Origin of the sequence: Allomuricauda sp. NFXS6 (genome assembly GCF_040148835.1) — a bacterium.
Taxonomy (GTDB): domain Bacteria; phylum Bacteroidota; class Bacteroidia; order Flavobacteriales; family Flavobacteriaceae; genus Flagellimonas.
Map to the genome: position 1 here is coordinate 264738 of NZ_JAGEMG010000001.1, position 20272 is coordinate 285009.

Genomic DNA, 20272 nt, shown 5'->3' on the forward strand with positions numbered 1-20272 from the left:
TATTATTTTTTGCACCCTCTCTAGTAGGCCTTTGCAAACAACACCCGCTGAACAGATGATTTTCCTGTCACTATACACCTTCCTTCTTCCTTTTCCGCATCCAAGGGAATACAGCGAATTGTAGCCTTGGTCTCATCTTTTATCCTATCCTCGGTCTCCGCAGTTCCATCCCAATGCGCAGACACAAATCCACCTTTTTCTTTGATCACTTTTTTAAACTCATCATAGGAATTAACCTCGGTAATATGATTTTTCCTATAATCCAGTGCTTTATTAAAGATGTTTTCTTGAATCTCATCCATTAGAGACACTACTTTATCCACCACCTCATCGGCTTTTACAATTTCCTTGGTCAAGGTATCTCTTCGCGCCACTTCAAAAGTTCCATTGGCCAAATCCCGTTGACCTACCGCCAAACGTACCGGAACACCTTTCAATTCATATTCATTGAACTTAAAACCAGGTTTGTGTGTATCTCGGGTATCATATTTTACGGTAACCCCCTTATCACGTAATTCCTTCACCAACGGCTCCACTTTTTCCGAAATGGCATCCAATTGATCCAGTCCTTTATATATAGGAACAATTACTACTTGAATTGGCGCTAATTTAGGAGGCAGTACCAAGCCGTTATCATCGCTATGAGTCATTACCAAGGCTCCCATCAATCTGGTGGACACTCCCCAAGAGGTGGCCCAAACAAATTCTTGCTTACCTTCTTTGCTGGCAAACTTTACATCAAAAGCTTTAGCGAAATTCTGACCTAAAAAGTGCGAGGTACCCGCTTGCAAGGCCTTTCCATCTTGCATCAAGGCTTCTATACAATAGGTTTCCTCTGCCCCTGCGAATCGCTCACTCTCCGTTTTGGTTCCCTTTATCACCGGAACACCCATATATTTTTCAGCAAATTCGGCATAAATGTTCATCATGAGCTCGGCTTCTTCCATTGCCTCTTCTTTGGTGGTGTGCGCGGTGTGACCCTCTTGCCATAAAAACTCTGTGGTCCTTAAAAAAAGGCGCGTTCTCATCTCCCATCGCACTACGTTGGCCCACTGATTTATTTTAAGTGGCAAGTCACGATAAGATTGTACCCATTTTCTAAACGTATCCCAAATTATGGTTTCGGATGTTGGACGGACAATAAGCTCTTCTTCCAACTTGGCATCTTCATCCACTACTATTCCACTGCCATCTTCAGCATTCTTTAATCGATAATGGGTGACAACCGCACATTCCTTGGCAAAACCTTCCACGTGGCTCGCTTCCTTGCTCAGATAGGATTTTGGGATAAATAACGGGAAATATGCATTTTCGTGGCCGGTTTCCTTGAACATTCTATCCAATTGCCCCTGCATCTTTTCCCATATGGCGTATCCGTAGGGTTTGATCACCATACATCCCCTAACCCCTGAGTTTTCAGCCAAATCCGACTTTACAACTAGTTCGTTATACCATTTGGAATAATCTTCTGCTCTGCTCGTTAAATTTTTACCCATGTATTGAAGTTTGGCACAAAACTTGTGTCTTTAGTAGTGAAATGATTGGGTAAAACTAATTATTTTTAGTATGTTCAACAATAAAAATTGCGCCATGTTACAGTCTTTACTCCATAAAAAATTACGAACCCCTTCCATATTGATGGTCACTGCCCTCTTTATGGCTTCTTGTGGTTCCTATCAGCAAGCCTCTTATTATGATGACGGCATCTATTCTTCCAATAACCGTGTTGTCGGTGTTGAAAAGAAAAACGCCCAAGCTGTCAGAATAGAAGAGCAAGAAAATAATATCTACGGAGACTATTTTGGTGACAAAGCAAGCGAATATGGTGAAATTTTGGACAGTGAAGTTTTTACCGATGTCGATAGTTATTCGAGTCAAACGCAAAACGATACGATTCCTTATGGCGAACAAACCGATTACTTCGCCTATAATAACAATTACACTGGCAACCCTGGTTGGGGAGACAATCCCACCAACGTTTCTATCAACGTCTATGATAATAGCTGGGGCTGGGGCGCTTGGAACGATCCTTGGTTATGGAATACTGGCTGGGGCTGGGGTGGATATTACGGCTGGGGCTGGAACAACCCCTGGAGATTTAACCGTTGGGGCTGGAATGCTGGCTGGGGCTGGAATACCGGATGGGGTTGGAACGCCGGATGGGGCTGGGCTGGTGCTGGCTTCGGATGGGGTGGATACTACGGCTGGGGTGGCTACTACGGTGGTTACTGGAACCGTCCCTACTACAACAGAGGTTATTATGGTGGAGGTTACGCCTACATGAGAGGACGTAGAGGTTATTCTTCCCGCATACCAGGAACCACACTTTCGTCTAGAAACAGTGGATACACCAGTAGGTTTAGAAATAACAGTGGACGTTCCAACAACAACGTTTCCCGTAGCAATAATTTGGCCAGCAGAAGCTCAAGAGGCTATAACAATAGGTCAAACGTTAGAAGGTCTGTAAGCGCAGACGCCGTTGCCAGAAATAGAAATTACAGAACTAGCAGAAGTACTAGAACTTCTCCAAATTATAGCGGAAGTTCCAGAAGCAGCCGCTCATATGGCACCACGCCTTCCACAAGAAGCAGTAGAAGCTACAATAGAAGCAGTTCTTCTTCCAGAAGTTATTCACCGAGCAGTAGAAGTTACAACCGTTCTTCCAGTGGATCAAGTTCTAGAGGGTACCGCAGCAGTGGTTCTTCAAGAAGCAGCAGATCTAGCGGCAGCTATAGAAGTTCAGGAAGCAGCTCTCGAAGCTCAGGGGTAAGTAGGTCTTCAGGAGCATCACGATCCTCAGGTGTCAGCAGATCGTCTGGGGGGTCACGTTCTTCCGGGGGGTCACGTTCTTCGGGAGGTAGTAGAGGTGGTCGTGGCGGCGGTAGACCATAATTCCCACAAACTATTTTGATAAACAAAAATCATAAGAAATGAAAAGAATCTCAACTTTCATAATGGTATTGGCATGCACTTTCGCTAGCGCACAGACCATTGATGACGTATTGCGCTACAGTACGGAAAACCTGCAAGGGACCGCAAGGTTTCAAGCTATGGGCGGTGCATTTGGAGCCTTGGGCGGCGACTTGTCTGCCTTAAACATAAACCCGGCAGGATCTGCGGTATTCAGTTTTAGCGAGATAGGATTCACGCTTTCCAATTACCATAGAAACAACGATGCCCTATACGGCAATACCATAAGCAACACCACCTCAAACTCTTTGGATTTTAACCAAGCGGGCGGGGTGTTCGTATTCAACTCATCGACCGATAGCCCTTGGAAGAAAATTGCATTGGCTTTCAATTATGATTTGGTACAAAATTATGACAACGAATTTATCGCAAGAGGCAACACACCTGTGGGAATTGACAATTATTTCCTCAATTTTGCCCAAGGAGAGCCATTGGGGCCATTGCGCACCCAAGAGGGAGAATTTATCGAAGATGCCTATCTCGATATTGGAGCCAGCCTGGGGTACTCGGCACAACAAGCGTTTCTTGGTTTTCAGGCTGGGATAATCGAGCCTGTTGAAGACGATGATGCAAACACCTCATATTTTTCCAATGCACAATATGGAAACGTTAACCAACGCTATCTGCAGAACACTTCCGGATACAACAGCAAGTTCACCTTCAATTTTGCCACGCAATATGAGGACAACCTGTACATCGGTGCTTCCTTAAACTTCCATAATGTGTTGTACGATAAAGTCACATACTTGGACGAAGATGGTTATGACATCGACTCCCCTATCCAGTTTGCATCTTTTGACAACTTATTACATACAGAAGGCTATGGTTTTTCATTTAGCTTAGGAGCCATTGCCAAAGTAAACCAAGCAATTCGTTTAGGAGGCAGCTACCAGTCACCAACGTGGTATACGTTGACCGATGACACATCTCAGCGCATCAATTCCAATTTGGCCGTTTCCGATATAGACTTTATCAACTTTGGCATTGTTAACCTATATGATGAATACCGCATAAAAACACCCGGAAAGTATACCGGAAGCTTGGCGCTGGTATTTGGAAAGGAAGGTCTTATCAGTTTAGATTATTCTTACCAAGATATGTCCAAAGCAGAGCTTAGGCCTACCGGCGACCCAAATTTCGCTTCAGAAAATGATTTTATAGGAAGTACACTTGGCGCTGTAAACTCCTTTCGCCTTGGAGGAGAATACCGCATAGAGCAAGTTAGCCTAAGAGCTGGTTACCGCTATGAAGAAAGCCCCTATGCCAACAGTGATTTTGTTGGCGACCTTAACGGATTTTCCGCAGGTATCGGATATAATTTTGGAGCAAGTCGATTGGATTTGGCCTACAGCAGAACGGAACAGGACACGAATTCCTACTTTTTTGATGGAGGTATTGACAGTGCAGCACTTGTAAATAGAAGAAATACCAATATAGCGTTGGGATATACCCTAAAGTTCTAGAATAATACTTAATAAGAGAAGGCTACCTAAAATGTAGTTTCGTCAACCTGAACTTGTTTCAGGTTCTCATAATAAACGTGATGAGATTCTGAAAATGAACTCAGAATGACGTATTCAATAAAGAAATAGCACGAAGGCTGGAAGAAATTCCGGCCTTTTTTTTAGCGAACAAGTGAAAAGTGTCTTCGAACCGACTTGGCGACCATCACCCCCTCATTGTCACGTTCATATTCCAATCGGAACCAATAATCGGAAGACGGCATGTTCCGCCCGTTGAAAGTACCATCCCATCCAACATTCACATCGATTTGCTTTAATAGTTTACCAAAGCGATCAAAAATATAGACCATTGGGTTCACAAGTTCCTCAACACCATAAACCATCCAATTATCGTGGACACCATCGTTGTTCGGAGTAAAGAACTTGGGATAACCTACGACCAAGAATTCAATAGGTTCTGTGGTACCACAACCATTTTTATCATTGATCACTACCGTATTTATTCCAGGAGGAACATCTCGAAAAACAGGATCGTCCTGAAATTCACCCCCATTTATAGCGTATTCGTAGTTGCCATCACCCAATGGAACTATCTCAACATTGTACGGGTCGGTTTGGTCGCTGTTCACAAAATCATCAATAACCCGAACTTCATCCAATTCCGGTACTCCGTAAAACGTAATCAATATATCATCTGATATAGTAGTCCCAAATGTTGATTCGATGGTGACACGATAACGCCCTGAATTTGGACTTGATACCGTTAACTCGGTTTGACCAGCCCCAGTGGCCAAAACCGATTCGTAAGTACCATCGTCATCCGCGTCCAACTCCCATGTAATATTTGCAATACTTGGTCCTACAGGTGAATTCAATGCACTGAGCACAATATCCGGATCCCCCTCGCAGGCCACAATATCAAACCCTAAAAACTCATCACGGAGGGTACAATCCAAGGCATTATCTTGATCTTCATCTACAGAAGTACCAGTAAAAGTCAACATAAAGGACTCAGGTTCATCATCAAAGTTGGTATTGTAGTTATTAATGTAGAGATAGTAGATTTCTCCCTGTCTTACATTCAACCATTCATCATAAGTGTTCTGACTTCCTTTTACAAAAGGAGCTCCCTCTCGACCATCAATGGGATTGACACCTATACCTGTGTAGTTGGTTTCATTATACTCGTAATTACATCGAATGGGCTGAGCACTTCCATCCCCAATTATCGTACAAAAATTTTCGTTGGAAGTTTCATCAAAAGGGCCGTACAGCGCAAAATCCCACTCTGCGGTAACAGGGCCTCCAGCATTTACGGGCAATGCTTCAATATCAAAACCAATTTGACCATCCGTACCTGCTCGAAACACATACCACTCTGTATTGTTCTCAATATTGGCCGAGCTCACACTTCCCTTTTCCAAACAACCTGTTTGGGTGATTACCTCTGGATCAAAATCGTCAATATCGCCACTACCATCAGTGGTTCCCAAAATGGGCGCATCGGCACAAACAGGAATTGCTGTTCTACAATCTGGGGAGTTTTGTGCGCTAACTACTTGGAATAGAAAAAAGCAACAGATAGCGCTAAATAGAGCTCTCATAGAATTTTGGGGCTATTGGTTATGCTACTTATAACCATTATAACTCTCGAATTCCAGGTTTTAGTATGTGTTCATCGAAGAAATTTGCACATAATCGACCAACGGACAACTGCTTACCGCCTTAATGAAAAATGACTCTGTAAATATTTGGCAAAGGTTCGGTTGCCATCATTATCAACATAGGATAACTTGAACCAGTAATCAGTGGATGGCAAAGGTTTTCCCTGAAAACTTCCGTCCCATCCAGAATCAAACTCGGTCATTTGTTTGATAAGTTTTCCGTAGCGATCATAAATCGTAACAATCGGTGAGTCTAAGGTGGAAAGACCTTCAATTTGCCAAGTTTCGTTCAGTACATCACCATTGGGTGAAAATATGGCCAGATATCCTACCACCACAATATCTTCCTCGACCACACCACAACCATAGAGATCTCGCATGCTCACTGTATGCACTCCCGGAGGAACACTGCTAAAAACATTGCTGTTTTGATAATCGCCGCCATCCAAACTATATTCATACACACCATTGTTTTCCATATTGATGGTTACCGTATTGTTGGCACTCATATCTTTGACATCAATACTTGAAATCATCGGCATTGTGGAAACTTCCACAAATACCGTTCTGCTGGCTTCGCAAACCATTCCGTTGGATTGATTGGTTACCGTCAAAGTATATTCTCCTGCTTCGGAAACCATAATGGACGGTGCTTGTTCCCCCGTACTCCATTGATAGGTATAGCTTGTATCGGGTTGGGTTTCGCCAATTTCCAAACTTCCCACAGCCTCACATAGCACCGCTTGTTCATCAAAACGCAACACTGGGGTTTCAATGACATTCAAAGCAAAGCTTTGGGAGGCATCATAACATTCGGGATTTGCCAAAGAGGTGGTTCGGACGTAAAACGTTTCGGAAGCGCCAGTCAACATATATTGTTTTTCCAAAGGATGAACCCCTGCATCTGCATCGGTTTGTGTACTGTGGTAACTGACCACAAAATCATCTGGGTCCATACCTCCTAATGATTCGATATTCTTACTGTTCAAATCAAAGGTCATATCAACCTCATAACAAAAAGTTTCATCCGAAACTGTTCCTGTAATCGGCACCTCATTAAAACCAACTTGCACATCGCTAACAATACGTTCTGCGGATGTAGCTACCACGACACGGTATTGCCCAGAATTTTGAACGTTTTGTGTTGCCCCATTGGCGCCCGAAATCAATTGATAACCACTTCCTGTATCGCGGTACCACTCGTAACTGATTGCTCCTGAAGTAGTAGCATCCAAAACCACATTATCTCCCTCACAGGCAGCTATTGGTGGCCCCAACAAGTTGCTTACTATGGAACAATCCAAAGCATTATTCGGATAGTCTACCCAAATATTTCCCGTAAACTGAATGGAAAACCCTGAATTTAAGTTGCTGAAATTATTGATAAAAAGGTAGTAGTCCTCGCCTGCTTCCACTTGAAGCCAATCCTCGTAGTGCACCGAATCCTCATTGCCCGTAGGGTCTTCCCCTACTCCGATAAAACTGGTGTTTTCGCTATTATCAAAAAAATTGCAGCGAACAGGTTCCCCTAAATTGCTACAATCACTCGAACGGTAAAGCGCAAAATCCCAATCTTCGTTACTGTTGTGACCAATATTAAAGCCCAACTGACCTGCCTCTGCGGTCGTGAATCTATACCATGCCGAATTTGATTCAATGGCACCCGTAGTAGTCTGTTCCAAACACCCGCTGGAAGCTGCACCATTAAAATCATCGGCACCCAAACCATTGGTTCCGCCATTGATGGGTGTATTACTGCATATGGGAATTGCATCCGCACAATCTTGAGCAACCTGCGTTTGCGCAGTCTGCCAAAATAAAAGTAATAATAAGGTCGTTGCGAAAGCTCTAAACATAAAAGACTGTAGGTTTGGGCATTATAAAAGTACCGTGCTATCTGCCTTAACAATAATTTATGTTGTCAAACCCTTGATACCAGATGTTAAATCGGTCATTAATGTATATCTTTGCTCACTTTAAGCAATAGCTATGAAACTAGAGCAGGCATTGGAAGAACAATATGAAGAAAGAGGAAACGACCACGTAGGTTCCTCATCGGATACACCATTAAGAGAGGATGCTTTTGTATTGAGCGACGAAGAAAAAATCGAAAGAATACAGAAAAGTGTCAGGGAAATTATGCTTACCCTAGGCCTCGATTTGGATGACGACAGTTTAAAGGGTACCCCAAAACGAGTAGCCAAAATGTATGTACAGGAAATTTTTGGCGGATTGCATCCTGATAGAAAACCAAAATCGTCCACTTTTGACAATAAGTACAAGTACGGCGAAATGTTGGTGGAAAAAAACATTGTGGTTTACTCTACCTGCGAGCACCACTTGCTACCTATTGTAGGACGGGCGCACATCGCCTACATTTCCAACGGAACTGTGGTTGGCCTTTCCAAAATGAACCGCGTTGTGGATTATTTCGCCAAGCGACCTCAGGTTCAGGAACGCATGAACATCCAGATTGTAAAAGAGCTTCAAAAAGTATTGGGCACAGAAGATGTTGCCTGTGTTATCGATGCCAAACACCTTTGTGTAAATTCCAGAGGAATACGCGATATTGATAGTAGTACCGTAACAGCAGAATATGGCGGAAAGTTTAAAGAAGAAGCCACACGAAGAGAGTTTTTGGACTACATCAACTTGGATACCGAATTTTAAACACCAACCGTTTAAATGCAATTGTACAAAAACCAAACCTTACGAATCCATAATTCACTTACTGGAAAAAAAGACGTATTCGAACCCATAAACGAAGGCCACGTAGGCATGTATGTCTGCGGCCCCACCGTTTATAGCAATGTGCACTTGGGCAATTGCCGAACCTTTATGTCTTTTGATATGATATTTCGTTACTTCAAACATTTGGGGTACAAAGTGCGCTATGTTCGCAACATTACAGATGCGGGGCACTTGGAAAATGATGCGGATGAAGGTGAGGACAAAATTGCAAAAAAAGCTAAACTGGAACAAATTGAGCCTATGGAAGTGGTTCAGCGTTACACCGTTGACTTTCACAACACCCTCCAATTGTTCAATTTATTGCCACCCAGTATAGAGCCTACGGCCACAGGTCATATTATAGAGCAGATTGAGATCATCAAGGAGATTCTTGAAAAAGGATTGGCCTACGAAGCAAACGGTTCGGTTTATTTTGATGTGGTCAAGTTCAACGAAGACCACGATTACGGTAAGTTGAGCGGTAGAAAGTTGGAAGATATGATTACCAACACTCGCGAACTTACCGCACAAGATGAAAAAAGAAACCCACAGGATTTCGCACTTTGGAAAAAAGCGGAACCCCAACATATTATGCGCTGGCCTTCCCCGTGGGGAGACGGATTCCCAGGATGGCATTTGGAATGTACAGCCATGAGCACCAAATATTTGGGCGAGACTTTCGACATTCACGGAGGAGGAATGGATCTTAAGTTCCCGCACCACGAATGTGAAATAGCACAAGCGGAAGCCAGTACCGGAAAATCACCCGTAAACTACTGGATGCACGCCAACATGCTGACCTTGAACGGTAGAAAAATGTCCAAATCCACGGACAACAATATTTACCCTGCCGAGATTTTTAGTGGGAACAACAATATTTTGAGCAAACCCTACTCACCATCCGTGGTTCGGTTTTTTATGATGCAGGCACACTACACTAGTATTTTGGACCTTAGTGATGAAGCCTTGCAAGCCTCCGAAAAAGGATACAACCGCTTGATGGATGCTCTCGAAAGTATTGACAATCTCAAAACAGGCAACAAATCAGATTTTGATGTAACAGCTTGGAAGCAGAAATGCTACGATGCCATGAACGACGACTTCAACACACCGATTTTGATTGCGCAGTTGTTCGAGGCCGTGAAACACATCAACCTGATCAAAGAGGACAAAAAAAGCATCACAGCCGACGATAAGGAATTGTTGGCCGATACCTTAAATGCCTTTGTTTACGATGTTCTTGGCATTGAAAATCAATCCATGACAAAAGATGATTCCAATACACTCAATGGAGTGATGGAATTATTGATCGATATCAGAAACGAAGCTCGAGCCAAAAAGGACTTTGCAACTTCTGACAAGATTAGAGATCAATTGGTTGACCTGGGCATTCAAATAAAAGATGGGAAGGACGGAACTACGTTCAGCATCAATTAATTTATCAACGTTCCTATCAAGAAGCTGTCTTGTGGAACTTTAATGTACTGAAAAGATGAAAAAAATATTGATAGCGCCATTTGTACTATTGGTCAAGTTTTATCAATATTTCATCTCCCCTATGTTTCCATCAAGCTGTCGTTACTCCCCCACCTGCTCGCAATACACTTTGGAAGCTTTAAAAAAGCACGGACTCTTCAAAGGAGGATGGCTCTCCATCAAAAGAATAGTCAGTTGTAACCCTTGGGGAGGAAGCGGTTATGATCCCGTTCCCTGAAAATTGAACTTTAATTAACACCCTGCAACCATTGAAAGTAGTTATATTAGTCCCAAAATTTATTTAAATGTACTTCCTAGGATTTGACTGGAACCCCGAAGGAACCCTTTTTAAACTGGGTTTTTTGCAAATAAAATATTATAATCTACTATGGATTGCTGCCTTTGTTCTCGGCTGGTTCATTATGAAGAAAATCTTCTTGAACGAAAAGAAATCCATGGAAAAACTGGATTCCCTTTTCATTTATACCGTGGTCTCCATTATGTTGGGGGCCCGTTTGGGACACGTTTTCTTTTATGACTGGGACTATTACAAAGAGCATTTGGCGGAAATTCTGTTGCCCATTCGCGAAAGTGCCGACAGTTCACTTTTTGGTATCATAAATGGATATGAATTTACAGGGTTTACTGGATTGGCAAGCCATGGAGCGACCATAGCCGCTATTATTGGTATTTGGTTGTACACCAGAAAATGGAAAGACATCAAAATGCTCTGGTTGTTGGACAGACTGGTAATTCCATCTGCCATCGGAGCAGCTTTTGTAAGGTTTGGTAATTTTTTCAATTCAGAGATCAATGGAGAAGTGGTGGACAAATCCTATTTTTTGGCCACACGGTTTATCCGCGATTCAGACGATATGCCCGCGTATCAAGCTATGGCACTCACCAACGAACAAACACCGAACGCGGCTTACAAAGCCATACAGCACAATCCGGAATTCTCCGAAATTTTACAGTCCATCCCATACCGTCATCCAGCACAATTGTACGAAGCCATTTGCTACATTTTTATATTTATCGTTTTATACCTTTTGTATTGGAAAACCGACTGGAAAAACAAACCTGGGTTCCTTTTCGGCCTTTTCATGTTGCTATTGTTCGTGGTCCGGTTCTTCGTGGAGTTCTTTAAAAAGAGTCAAGGTGGTTTTGAGGATGCGTTGGGAATGACGCTCTCTACAGGGCAATGGTTAAGTATCCCTATGATATTTATCGGAATATATTTTATGATGAAACCTGAACCCATAGAACTTTAACGTATGGCAAGAGTCGGCCAAATATTGGTTTTCATTTTTCTAGCTTTTTTATCTTGTAAAAATGATGCTAAACGGGAAATAAAAACAGAGTCCATTTCCTTTACCAAAGAAGGGGAACTCGCTATTATTGCTACCGAAACAGATACCATAAAGGCCAATTTTGATATAGAGATTGCCGAAAACGAGTACGAAACCCAGACAGGACTTATGTACAGAAAATCCATGAAAAAGGATAGAGGAATGCTTTTTATTCAGCCCACAGAGTCCTTACAGTATTTTTATATGAAGAATACCGAAATTCCTTTGGATATCATTTACATCAATACGGGAATGAAGATTGTCAGCTTCCAAAAGAACGCACAACCATTCAATGAAAATAGCCTGCCCTCCAATGTCCCTGCAAAATATGTGTTGGAAATCAATGCGGGACTTTCGGACCAATTGGGACTGCAAGTTGGAGACAGTATCTCGTTTTCCAGAAATTAAAATGTCAAAATTTCTATTGCACAACCAAACTTCGGAACGGTTGCTTTTTCGCAAACTGAAAGCATCGGATTTTGATGATTGGCTGCCCTTCTACCGCAATCCAAAATCAACACAATATTGGGAAGGCTTGCCCAAAGATCCCGTTGAAGCTTGCAAAGCTCAATTTGATAGGGTTTTTGAGCGCTACGAAAACAATTTGGGTGGTATGAACGGCCTGATTTCAAAAGAATCGGGAGAATTGGTCGGCATCTGCGGCCTGCTCGTACAAACCGTGGACAATATTACTGAATTGGAAATTGGCTATTCTGTACTTCCAAAATATTGGCGACAGGGCTTCGCATTCGAAGCCGCTCAAAATTGCAAAGAGTTCGCTTTCGAAAACAACTTTGCAGATTCCTTGATTTCCATCATCCATGTGGATAATGTTCCATCTCAAAAAGTGGCACAAAAAAACGGTATGTACTTGGACAAAACCACTACCTACAAGAATAATCCCGTACATATTTTTAGGGTGAATCAAGGATAATCGTAATTTTGGGACTATACCTTTTTACCCCATGAAGCTACCCAAGAGCTACGCCATCCTTACACAAAACAACTCCAATACCGATCAACTGGTTCATAATTTGCTCAAAAATCGACCCGTTGATGGATTAAATGAGCTTCAAACGCTGCGCGGACTGCTTTTTTCTCGTTCGGAAATCAATCGATATATGGATGAAGAAGATCGCCACGACATCAAAATATTGACCAAGGGAAGGAAACAACCTTTAAAAACCATGAGCAGCGGGGAACAAAAAAAAGCGTTGCTCAATTATTTATTGGAACAAGACCCGGATTTTCTGGTTTTGGTCAATCCGTTTGACAATTTGGATGTTGCCACGCAACACAAGTTGAAAGAACAGCTTTCGGACATTGCATCGAACAAGGTTCTGGTACAATTGATGGGTAGGTTGGACGATATTTTACCTAATACAACAGACTATTTCAAACTTGATGGAGACAATCTGCATCCCTATGAATCTTCAGATTCTTTTTGGGCAGAAAATAAAATGGAATCCATCAATTTTAATGGAGCTATTCCACCACCGCTGGCTCCAGTTGAAGTGGAAAATATCGAATTGGTCAGTTTTAAAAAGGTATCCGTAAGTTTTGATGGCCGTCAAGTCTTGAATCAAATCGATTGGACCATCAAAAAAGGGGAGTTCTGGCAATTGATCGGTCCCAATGGCAGTGGTAAATCCACCCTCCTATCGATGATTACCGGAGATAGCCATAAAGGTTACGGACAGCACCTGACCATTTTTGGACAAAAAAAAGGAAGTGGTGAAAGTGTTTGGGACCTCAAACAAAAAATAGGGTACTACGCTCCTGCCATTACCGACAAATTTCGAGGATATCACAGTCTGGAAAATATGATCATCTCCGGGCTCCACGACTCCATTGGGCTTTATGTACAACCTACGGACCGTGAAAAGCAATTGGCCAACCAATGGCTTGAGCTTTTACAACTAAACGATAGAAAAAACGATCACTTTCGCGACCTAAGTACCGGTAATAAGCGTTTGGTTATGATGGCGCGCTCCATGGTAAAACATCCACCATTACTTATTTTGGATGAACCTACGGCAGGGTTGGATGATACCAGTGCGAATCTTTTTGTGTCCTTGGTAAACAAAATCGCCAAAGAAAGCGAAACCGCTATCATTTTTGTATCCCATCGTAAAGAGCCAGAGCTAGCTCCAGAGCATATTTTTGAACTACATCCGTTGGAAAAAGGCTCCACAGGCATCACTTCCAAATCATAAACGTTTCACAAACAAACACTTAACCCACCCATTCATTTTTTTGTTATCTTATAGGGAATTCAATCATTAACTTTCCCTTAAATGCAAAAAATAAATGTTAAGCCAGGTGCCAAGCTTGTAGATTACAAGGCATATGGCTCCCTCTACTCTTCTGTTCTGGATTTTACGGAACAGGCCAAAGCCCCTATTGAATCCCTTAAAGGTAGAACCATTTGGATGATCAACTCCACAGCCATAGGTGGCGGTGTTGCTGAAATGCTCCCCAGTCAAATGCGAATATTGCGGGAACTGGGCGTATCCATTGAATGGCTCGTTATAGAAGCAAAAAAAGATGCCTTTTTTGATTTGACCAAACGTATCCACAACGCTATTCACGGAAGCGGTAACGGAATTTTCACAGAAAATGACCGAAAAATCTACGAGGAAGTCAACCGAAACAATCTTCCCCAAGCTCTGGAACTCATCAATGATGGTGATATAGTGGTGGTCCACGATCCACAACCAATGCCATTGGCGGCCATGATCAAGAAAGAAAAGAAGGTTTCCATTATTTGGAGGTGCCATATAGGGCTGGAAGATGATACGGAAATAACAGATGCTGTTTGGAAGTTTTTGGAGCCGTATACCAACGATTACGACCATTTTGTATTCAGCCTTCCTGCTTACGTTCCAAAGCCTTTAAAAAACAGAGTTTCCATTATACCACCGGCCATTGACCCCTTGAGTCACAAAAACCGTGAACTTCAATTGCACAAGTGTATTGGTATTTTGTATCAATCCGGTGTTTTGGATGACCATAAGGCCATTTTGTACCATCGATATGAGCATTTGGTGAGAAAGGTAATGCCCGATGGCTCTTTTGATGTGTTGGACGTTGGTCAAAACTTGGACTTGATTTATCGCCCCATCGTGACAGAAATCTCAAGATGGGACCGACTTAAGGGTTTCAAGGAATTGATGGAAGCCTTTATTCAAATGAAATTGGACAATAGGAAAAATGGTGACCCTAAAAGTCTAGGGTACAAACGCATTGAAATGACACTTTTGGTATTGGGCGGACCAGATCCAGCTTTTGTATCCGACGACCCAGAGGGCAAAGAGGTGCTAAAAGAACTTACGGAAACTTATAAAAAAGTGGACAGCAGCATGCAAAATGATATTGCCATCTTATTGCTACCACTGGACAATCCAAAGGAAAATGCTTTGATTGTGAATGCACTCCAGCGTACATCCAGTATTATTGTTCAAAACTCCATTCAAGAAGGATTTGGACTCACTGCCACAGAGGCGATGTGGAAAAGAAAGCCCGTTCTAGTTTCCAACGCCGCTGGACTTAAACTTCAGGTGGTCCACAACAACACGGGACAAATAAATCCCGACCCCACAGATATTGAAGGTTTATCCAAGACCTTGGCCTATATGCTCAACCACCCCAAAGAAAGGGATAAATGGGGCTTTAACGGTCAGCTTCGGGTAATTCAGAACTTCACCTTGTTCAGCCAATTGCTATCGTGGTTGGAAACATTATCGACCAACAAAACATAATTATAAAAAAGAAAGGTCCTCAAAGTGAGGACCTTTATTATAAAGTGTAATAAAAAAACGAAAAACTATGCTCCTGTAGCAGCAGCAATTTTCTTCTTTAATGAATCGAACATTACCGGTGTTGCGATAAATACGGAGGAGTATGTACCCACAATTACACCAATGATCATTGCGAACATAAATCCTCTTAAGCTTTCACCTCCAAAGGTAAAGATGGCCAACAACACAATCAATGTGGTAAGGGACGTATTCAACGTTCGGCTCAAAGTACTGTTTAAGGCATCGTTGATGTTTTCACCACCTTTAAACCCTTTGAGAAGGGTGATTTCACGGATACGGTCGAATACTACCACCGTATCGTTCAGGGAATAACCGATTACCGTTAGAATGGCCGCTATAAAAGCTTGGTCAATTTCCATATTGAAAGGCATAATACTTCCGGTTAAGGAGAAGATACCCAATACGATCATAACATCGTGGAATACAGCGACTACGGCACCCAAAGAGAATTGCCATTTTCTAAATCGCAATAAAATGTAAAGGAAAACTACCGCCAACGATGCAATAATGGCCAATACGGCTCCCTTTTTAATATCATCTGCAATGGTCGGTCCTACCTTACGGTATTTCAACACTCCCAATTCTTCTGCTGTACCTCCTGGCTTAAAGTCATCATAAGTGGTACCATCAGGGAAATATTTTTGAAGATTTGTGAACATTTCGTTCAAAATCTCCGTGTCTACCTCGGGCCCATTTTCTTCAAACCTATAATTGGTGGTAATTATTATTTGATTGGCAGTACCAAATGTTTTTGCATTGGTTCCACTTCCAAATTCTTCGTTCAAATCAGCAGCGATCTCAGATGGATTTACTGCTTTTTCAAATCGTACTTGATAGGAACGTCCACCAACAAAATCCACCCCTTGTTGAAGTTTGAGGGTTGATAATGAGATTACACTCACTATGATCAAAATACCGGAAACAATGTATGATACTTTACGCTTTGACAAGAAGTCGATACTCAAATTAGTGAACAGATTCTTGGTGATTGCTGTGCTGAAATCCAATCTGCGTCCTTTCTTGTTGGTGTAGGCATTGACCATCAATCGAGTGACGAAAATTGCTGTAAACAAGGAAGTTACGATACCAATCATCAATGTAGTGGCAAAACCTTTAATAGGCCCTGACCCAAATATAAATAAGATGATCGCGGTTAGTCCCGTTGTAATGTTGGCATCCAAAATGGAAGACAAAGCATTTCCAAAACCATCGGCAATGGCTTGTGCCTTTCCTTTACCACGCGCCAATTCTTCTTTAATCCTTTCAAAAATAAGTACGTTGGCATCCACCGACATACCTATGGTCAGCACAATACCAGCAATACCTGGCAAGGTCAACACAGCTCCTAAGCTGGTCAATACACCAAAAATCAAAAGTATGTTGAACAATAGGGCGATATCAGCAAATACTCCTGCTCTACCGTAGTAGAAAATCATCCATATCAATACAAACAACATCGCTATCGCGAAGGACATAAATCCACTATCTATAGCTTCTTGTCCCAAGGATGGGCCTACTACGAATGAATCAATGATTTCCGCGGAGGCAGGTAATTTACCTGCGCGCAATACGTTGGCTATATCCTTTGTTTCGTTTACCGTAAATGTACCTGTAATTTCAGAACGTCCTCCGGAAATAGGTCCCGAGGAAACACCTGGAGCAGTATACACCTTATTATCCAGTACAATGGCAATCCCTGTTTGGTTATTGTAGGCATCCCCTGTCAACTCTTCCCACTCCTTTGCACCACGCGTGTTCATCGTCATGCTAACGGCTGGTTTGTTGAACTGGTCAAAGGTATCCTGTGCATCGGAAACTACGTCTCCACTTATTCTTGGAACACCATCCCTATTGGATTTCAAGGCGTATAGATCGGCAACTTCGGAATCCTTTGCTGGACGCTCCCATAGAAATCTGGTAAATTGAACATCGTTGGGTAACAATCTTTTGATTTCCGGCATTCTCAAATACTCGCCAAGTTCAGCGGTATCCGCAACCATAGCACGTGCAATGGCGTGACTACCTGGATTGGCTGGAAGCAACTTGCCCAATAGTGGGTTTGCCTCCTGGGTCATGTCCAAAGAGTCCTGGGATACATCAGAAAGCAAGGAATCAATTTCGGATTCAGGTTTGGAAACCTCTTCTTCCGTAGCTTGTGGCTCCAAGATATCTTTTAAACGCTCGTTGGCGTTCACCAAAAAATTACCAAGACTTTGATTGCTCTGGGGATACGTTTCCCAAAATTCCAATTGTGCTGTACTGGACAACAGTTCCTGGGCACGGTTGATATCCTTGGCACCCGGAAGCTCTACTAAAATTCTTCCTGAGTTTCCTTCTCTTTGAATATTTGGCTGGGTCACCCCAAAACCATCGATACGCTCACGAAGTACCTCAAATGCAGAAACAATGGATTCATCAATTTTTCTTCTGATGATGGGTTTTACCTCATCATCCGTCATTTGAAAATTGATGTCATCGCTAAGCCCTTTGTTTGCGAAAATATCCGGGGAGGCCAATTTGGTCTCACCTTTAATATTATCAAAAGCTTCGAAAAAAAGCTCCAAATACGTGTCATCGCTATTGGTTGATGCTTCATCCGCGTCGGCCAAGGCCTTGTTGAAAACTGGGTTTGTGGTATTGTTGGCCAGTCCTTTCAAAATATCCTTTACGGAAATCTGCAAGGTTACATTGATCCCTCCTTTAAGGTCCAATCCCTTGTTCAACTCTTTTGTCTTGGCATCCTCATAGCTCGTAAAGCCCAAAACAGTGTTGTCACTGATGGAATCCAAATACGATGCCTCTAAAGCTTCACGCTTTGCAACATAATCTTCCTCAGCTTCCGAAATTTGGCTAACTGCGTATGCTTCAGCATCATTCTCCAACTTGTTAGTGATGAAAGTATAGGATAACTGATAGATGCTCACCAAGCCAAAAAGGATCGCGAAAAGCCTTATAAGTCCTTTATTCTGCATTGATTGTTAATTTTTTAGAAGTTTTCTTAAACAGCGTGCAAATATATCATTTCCGATAAGATTTGACAATAGAAATTGATGTAATTGCAATTACAGTTGACGGTTATGCTGTTAAAATGAAAATTGTCATTCCGGACAAACCCCGAAATTTCCATACAAATTGATGATCAATCTCTTAAAGGGTGAGGTCCGAAATGACAATTTAGTTGGTTATTGTTGCTATATTTTAAACGTCCAACAACCCGTTGGTTTTCTTAACCCCTTCGGCACTTTCCTGCATTTTGGCTTTTTCAGCATCGGACAATTCAATCTCAACGATTTTCTCAATTCCGTTTTTGCCCAAGATTACCGGAACTCCGATACAAATATCATCTAAATCGTACTCACCTTCCAAAAGTGTGGAACACGGGAACATTTTCTTTTGGTCGCAAGCAATAGCCTGTACCAGTCCAGATACAGCGGCTCCTGGCGCGTACCAAGCACTGGTTCCCAACAAGCCTGTCAAGGTGGCTCCACCTACTTTGGTTTCTTCCACTACCCAATTCATTTTATCTTCGGACAAGAATTCGGAAACTTTTACGCTATTCCTGGTAGCGTGGTTGATAAGCGGCACCATTCCTTTATCACTGTGTCCCCCGATTACCATACCATCCACATCAGAAATTGGTGCTTCCAAGGCTTGAGCCAATCTATACTTAAAACGGGCACTATCCAATGCACCTCCCATACCGATAATTTTGTTCTTTGGCAGTCCAGTGGACTTGTGCACCAAATAGGTCATCGTATCCATAGGATTGCTCACTACGATAATAGTTACATCTGGAGAGTGCTCGATTAGACTCGTTGCTACGGTTTTTACAATTCCAGCATTGATTCCGATCAATTCCTCACGGGTCATACCCGGTTTACGGGGTATTCCGGAAGTAATCACTGCGATATCACTACCCGCAGTTTTACTATAATCGCTGGTGCTACCCGTGATTTTGGTATCAAATCCGTTCAAGGAGGCCGTCTGCATCAAATCCATGGCTTTTCCTTCGGCATATCCTTCTTTGATATCCAATAAAACAACTTCTGCTGCAAAATTTTTCATCGCTATGTATTCAGCACAGCTTGCTCCTACTGCGCCTGCTCCAACTACGGTAATTTTCATTTGTATAGATTTAAATTTTAGTCTTCAAAAATAATGCATTTAAGGCAGAAAAAAGCTGAGTTTTACCAGTTTTAGCGGCCCAATTCCTTATAAATGGACAAAGTTAATGTCCTTTTTGCCCTAGATAAAAACAAGCTTCCACAAGTCCGAGAGCAGTAAAACAAATATTTTATGTTTTTTGCGCAATAGTTTCCTATCAACCTACGTTCTAATAGTCCCAAATTTAACGTAACCTACTTGACCTATGAAAAAGCTCTTTTCATTGTTGTCCATTGTTGGCATAATTGCCATAAGCAACTGTACTAGCGTACCCGAAAACCATGACCCCATTCTGGGCATCTGGGCAAAGACCGAATCTTCCAATATAGAGGGCAAAAGCTCAAGTACCGTTCGTGAAGAATGGATTTTTAACGATGTTTACCTTGGTAGGTACCAGAGATACTCCAACTCCGAATTAATTTTTTATACCGATTTTAAATGGTCCCAAGAAAATGGAACCTACTCCATTACGTATGGCGACCCTCAAGTAAACGACATTACCGTTAGTTTGGAAGAAGCAAAAGAACCAGAGATATTGACCTTGGATAATGGCTCGGTCTTCGCCACCAGGGAATGACCCGAAGACTACATATATGAAAATAGGAGGCCCCAGAACAGGGGCCTTCTTTATTTTG

General features: G+C 42.3%; 16 protein-coding genes. 11 read left to right on the forward strand and 5 right to left on the reverse strand.

The annotated features are described in order from the left end of the window. Positions 1-20: 20 nt before the first annotated feature. Positions 21-1496, reverse strand: coding sequence for a proline--tRNA ligase (proS, locus tag J4E06_RS01265; protein WP_349522232.1), 1476 nt, complete (start codon positions 1494-1496; stop codon positions 21-23). A gap of 94 nt (positions 1497-1590) precedes the next feature. On the opposite strand from proS, the gene J4E06_RS01270 reads away from it, so the two are divergent. Together J4E06_RS01270 and J4E06_RS01275 are read left to right on the forward strand one after the other, a co-directional pair. Beyond that, the gene (locus J4E06_RS01270; RefSeq protein ID WP_349522233.1) at positions 1591-2892 is read left to right on the forward strand and encodes a hypothetical protein; all 1302 of its coding nucleotides are present in this window, start codon (positions 1591-1593) and stop codon (positions 2890-2892) included. 38 nt (positions 2893-2930) lie between these two features. Continuing rightward, positions 2931-4433: an outer membrane protein transport protein gene (locus J4E06_RS01275; protein ID WP_349522234.1), complete on the forward strand. Its 1503-nt coding sequence runs from the start codon at positions 2931-2933 to the stop codon at positions 4431-4433. A 161-nt stretch (positions 4434-4594) separates the two neighbouring features. Here J4E06_RS01275 and J4E06_RS01280 read toward each other — a convergent pair whose 3' ends face one another. Continuing rightward, positions 4595-6037, reverse strand: coding sequence for a T9SS type B sorting domain-containing protein (locus tag J4E06_RS01280; RefSeq protein WP_349522235.1), 1443 nt, complete (start codon positions 6035-6037; stop codon positions 4595-4597). Between the two features lie 113 nt (positions 6038-6150). Continuing rightward, positions 6151-7953: a T9SS type B sorting domain-containing protein gene (locus J4E06_RS01285; protein ID WP_349522236.1), complete on the reverse strand. Its 1803-nt coding sequence runs from the start codon at positions 7951-7953 to the stop codon at positions 6151-6153. Positions 7954-8086: 133 nt separating this feature from the next. On the opposite strand from J4E06_RS01285, the gene folE reads away from it, so the two are divergent. The 8 genes from folE (at position 8087) to J4E06_RS01325 (ending at position 15413) form a co-directional block, all read left to right on the forward strand. After that, entirely contained in the window at positions 8087-8767 is a 681-nt protein-coding gene (gene folE / locus J4E06_RS01290) for a GTP cyclohydrolase I FolE (RefSeq protein WP_349522237.1), read from the forward strand. 15 nt (positions 8768-8782) lie between these two features. Further along, complete coding sequence (gene cysS, locus J4E06_RS01295; RefSeq protein ID WP_349522238.1) at positions 8783-10264, forward strand: cysteine--tRNA ligase; 1482 nt, start codon at positions 8783-8785, stop codon at positions 10262-10264. A gap of 55 nt (positions 10265-10319) precedes the next feature. Further along, on the forward strand, positions 10320-10541 hold the full coding sequence (gene yidD / locus J4E06_RS01300) for a membrane protein insertion efficiency factor YidD (protein WP_293168977.1): 222 nt from the start codon (positions 10320-10322) through the stop codon (positions 10539-10541). Positions 10542-10608: 67 nt separating this feature from the next. Then, a complete protein-coding gene (lgt, locus tag J4E06_RS01305; protein ID WP_349522239.1) occupies positions 10609-11574 on the forward strand; it encodes a prolipoprotein diacylglyceryl transferase in 966 nt (321 codons plus the stop codon). A gap of 3 nt (positions 11575-11577) precedes the next feature. Beyond that, complete coding sequence (locus tag J4E06_RS01310; protein ID WP_349522240.1) at positions 11578-12060, forward strand: DUF192 domain-containing protein; 483 nt, start codon at positions 11578-11580, stop codon at positions 12058-12060. Position 12061: 1 nt separating this feature from the next. Then, entirely contained in the window at positions 12062-12586 is a 525-nt protein-coding gene (locus J4E06_RS01315) for a GNAT family N-acetyltransferase (RefSeq protein WP_349522241.1), read from the forward strand. 31 nt (positions 12587-12617) lie between these two features. Beyond that, a complete protein-coding gene (locus tag J4E06_RS01320) occupies positions 12618-13868 on the forward strand; it encodes an ATP-binding cassette domain-containing protein (RefSeq protein WP_349522242.1) in 1251 nt (416 codons plus the stop codon). 81 nt (positions 13869-13949) lie between these two features. Continuing rightward, positions 13950-15413 (forward strand): glycosyltransferase, encoded by a 1464-nt coding sequence (locus tag J4E06_RS01325; RefSeq protein WP_349522243.1) that lies wholly within the window; start codon positions 13950-13952, stop codon positions 15411-15413. A 65-nt stretch (positions 15414-15478) separates the two neighbouring features. Here the strand turns inward: J4E06_RS01325 and secDF are convergent, their stop codons facing one another. Together secDF and mdh are read right to left on the reverse strand one after the other, a co-directional pair. Then, positions 15479-18445: a protein translocase subunit SecDF gene (gene secDF / locus J4E06_RS01330; RefSeq protein ID WP_349522244.1), complete on the reverse strand. Its 2967-nt coding sequence runs from the start codon at positions 18443-18445 to the stop codon at positions 15479-15481. 226 nt (positions 18446-18671) lie between these two features. Beyond that, positions 18672-19598 carry a malate dehydrogenase gene (gene mdh, locus J4E06_RS01335; RefSeq protein WP_349522245.1) on the reverse strand — a complete coding sequence of 309 codons (927 nt, stop codon included), beginning with the start codon at positions 19596-19598 and terminating at the stop codon, positions 18672-18674. 244 nt (positions 19599-19842) lie between these two features. On the opposite strand from mdh, the gene J4E06_RS01340 reads away from it, so the two are divergent. Continuing rightward, positions 19843-20214 (forward strand): hypothetical protein, encoded by a 372-nt coding sequence (locus J4E06_RS01340; RefSeq protein WP_349522246.1) that lies wholly within the window; start codon positions 19843-19845, stop codon positions 20212-20214. The last annotated feature ends 58 nt before the right edge of the window (positions 20215-20272 follow it).

Bases quoted from the DNA above. Each gene is read 5' to 3' on its own strand.
- proS (WP_349522232.1), bottom strand. From the start codon at position 1,496: ATGGGTAAAAATTTAACGAGCAGAGCAGAAGATTATTCCAAATGGTAT.
- J4E06_RS01270 (WP_349522233.1), top strand. From the start codon at position 1,591: ATGTTACAGTCTTTACTCCATAAAAAATTACGAACCCCTTCCATATTG.
- J4E06_RS01275 (WP_349522234.1), top strand. From the start codon at position 2,931: ATGAAAAGAATCTCAACTTTCATAATGGTATTGGCATGCACTTTCGCT.
- J4E06_RS01280 (WP_349522235.1), bottom strand. From the start codon at position 6,037: ATGAGAGCTCTATTTAGCGCTATCTGTTGCTTTTTTCTATTCCAAGTA.
- J4E06_RS01285 (WP_349522236.1), bottom strand. From the start codon at position 7,953: ATGTTTAGAGCTTTCGCAACGACCTTATTATTACTTTTATTTTGGCAG.
- folE (WP_349522237.1), top strand. From the start codon at position 8,087: ATGAAACTAGAGCAGGCATTGGAAGAACAATATGAAGAAAGAGGAAAC.
- cysS (WP_349522238.1), top strand. From the start codon at position 8,783: ATGCAATTGTACAAAAACCAAACCTTACGAATCCATAATTCACTTACT.
- yidD (WP_293168977.1), top strand. From the start codon at position 10,320: ATGAAAAAAATATTGATAGCGCCATTTGTACTATTGGTCAAGTTTTAT.
- lgt (WP_349522239.1), top strand. From the start codon at position 10,609: ATGTACTTCCTAGGATTTGACTGGAACCCCGAAGGAACCCTTTTTAAA.
- J4E06_RS01310 (WP_349522240.1), top strand. From the start codon at position 11,578: ATGGCAAGAGTCGGCCAAATATTGGTTTTCATTTTTCTAGCTTTTTTA.
- J4E06_RS01315 (WP_349522241.1), top strand. From the start codon at position 12,062: ATGTCAAAATTTCTATTGCACAACCAAACTTCGGAACGGTTGCTTTTT.
- J4E06_RS01320 (WP_349522242.1), top strand. From the start codon at position 12,618: ATGAAGCTACCCAAGAGCTACGCCATCCTTACACAAAACAACTCCAAT.
- J4E06_RS01325 (WP_349522243.1), top strand. From the start codon at position 13,950: ATGCAAAAAATAAATGTTAAGCCAGGTGCCAAGCTTGTAGATTACAAG.
- secDF (WP_349522244.1), bottom strand. From the start codon at position 18,445: ATGCAGAATAAAGGACTTATAAGGCTTTTCGCGATCCTTTTTGGCTTG.
- mdh (WP_349522245.1), bottom strand. From the start codon at position 19,598: ATGAAAATTACCGTAGTTGGAGCAGGCGCAGTAGGAGCAAGCTGTGCT.
- J4E06_RS01340 (WP_349522246.1), top strand. From the start codon at position 19,843: ATGAAAAAGCTCTTTTCATTGTTGTCCATTGTTGGCATAATTGCCATA.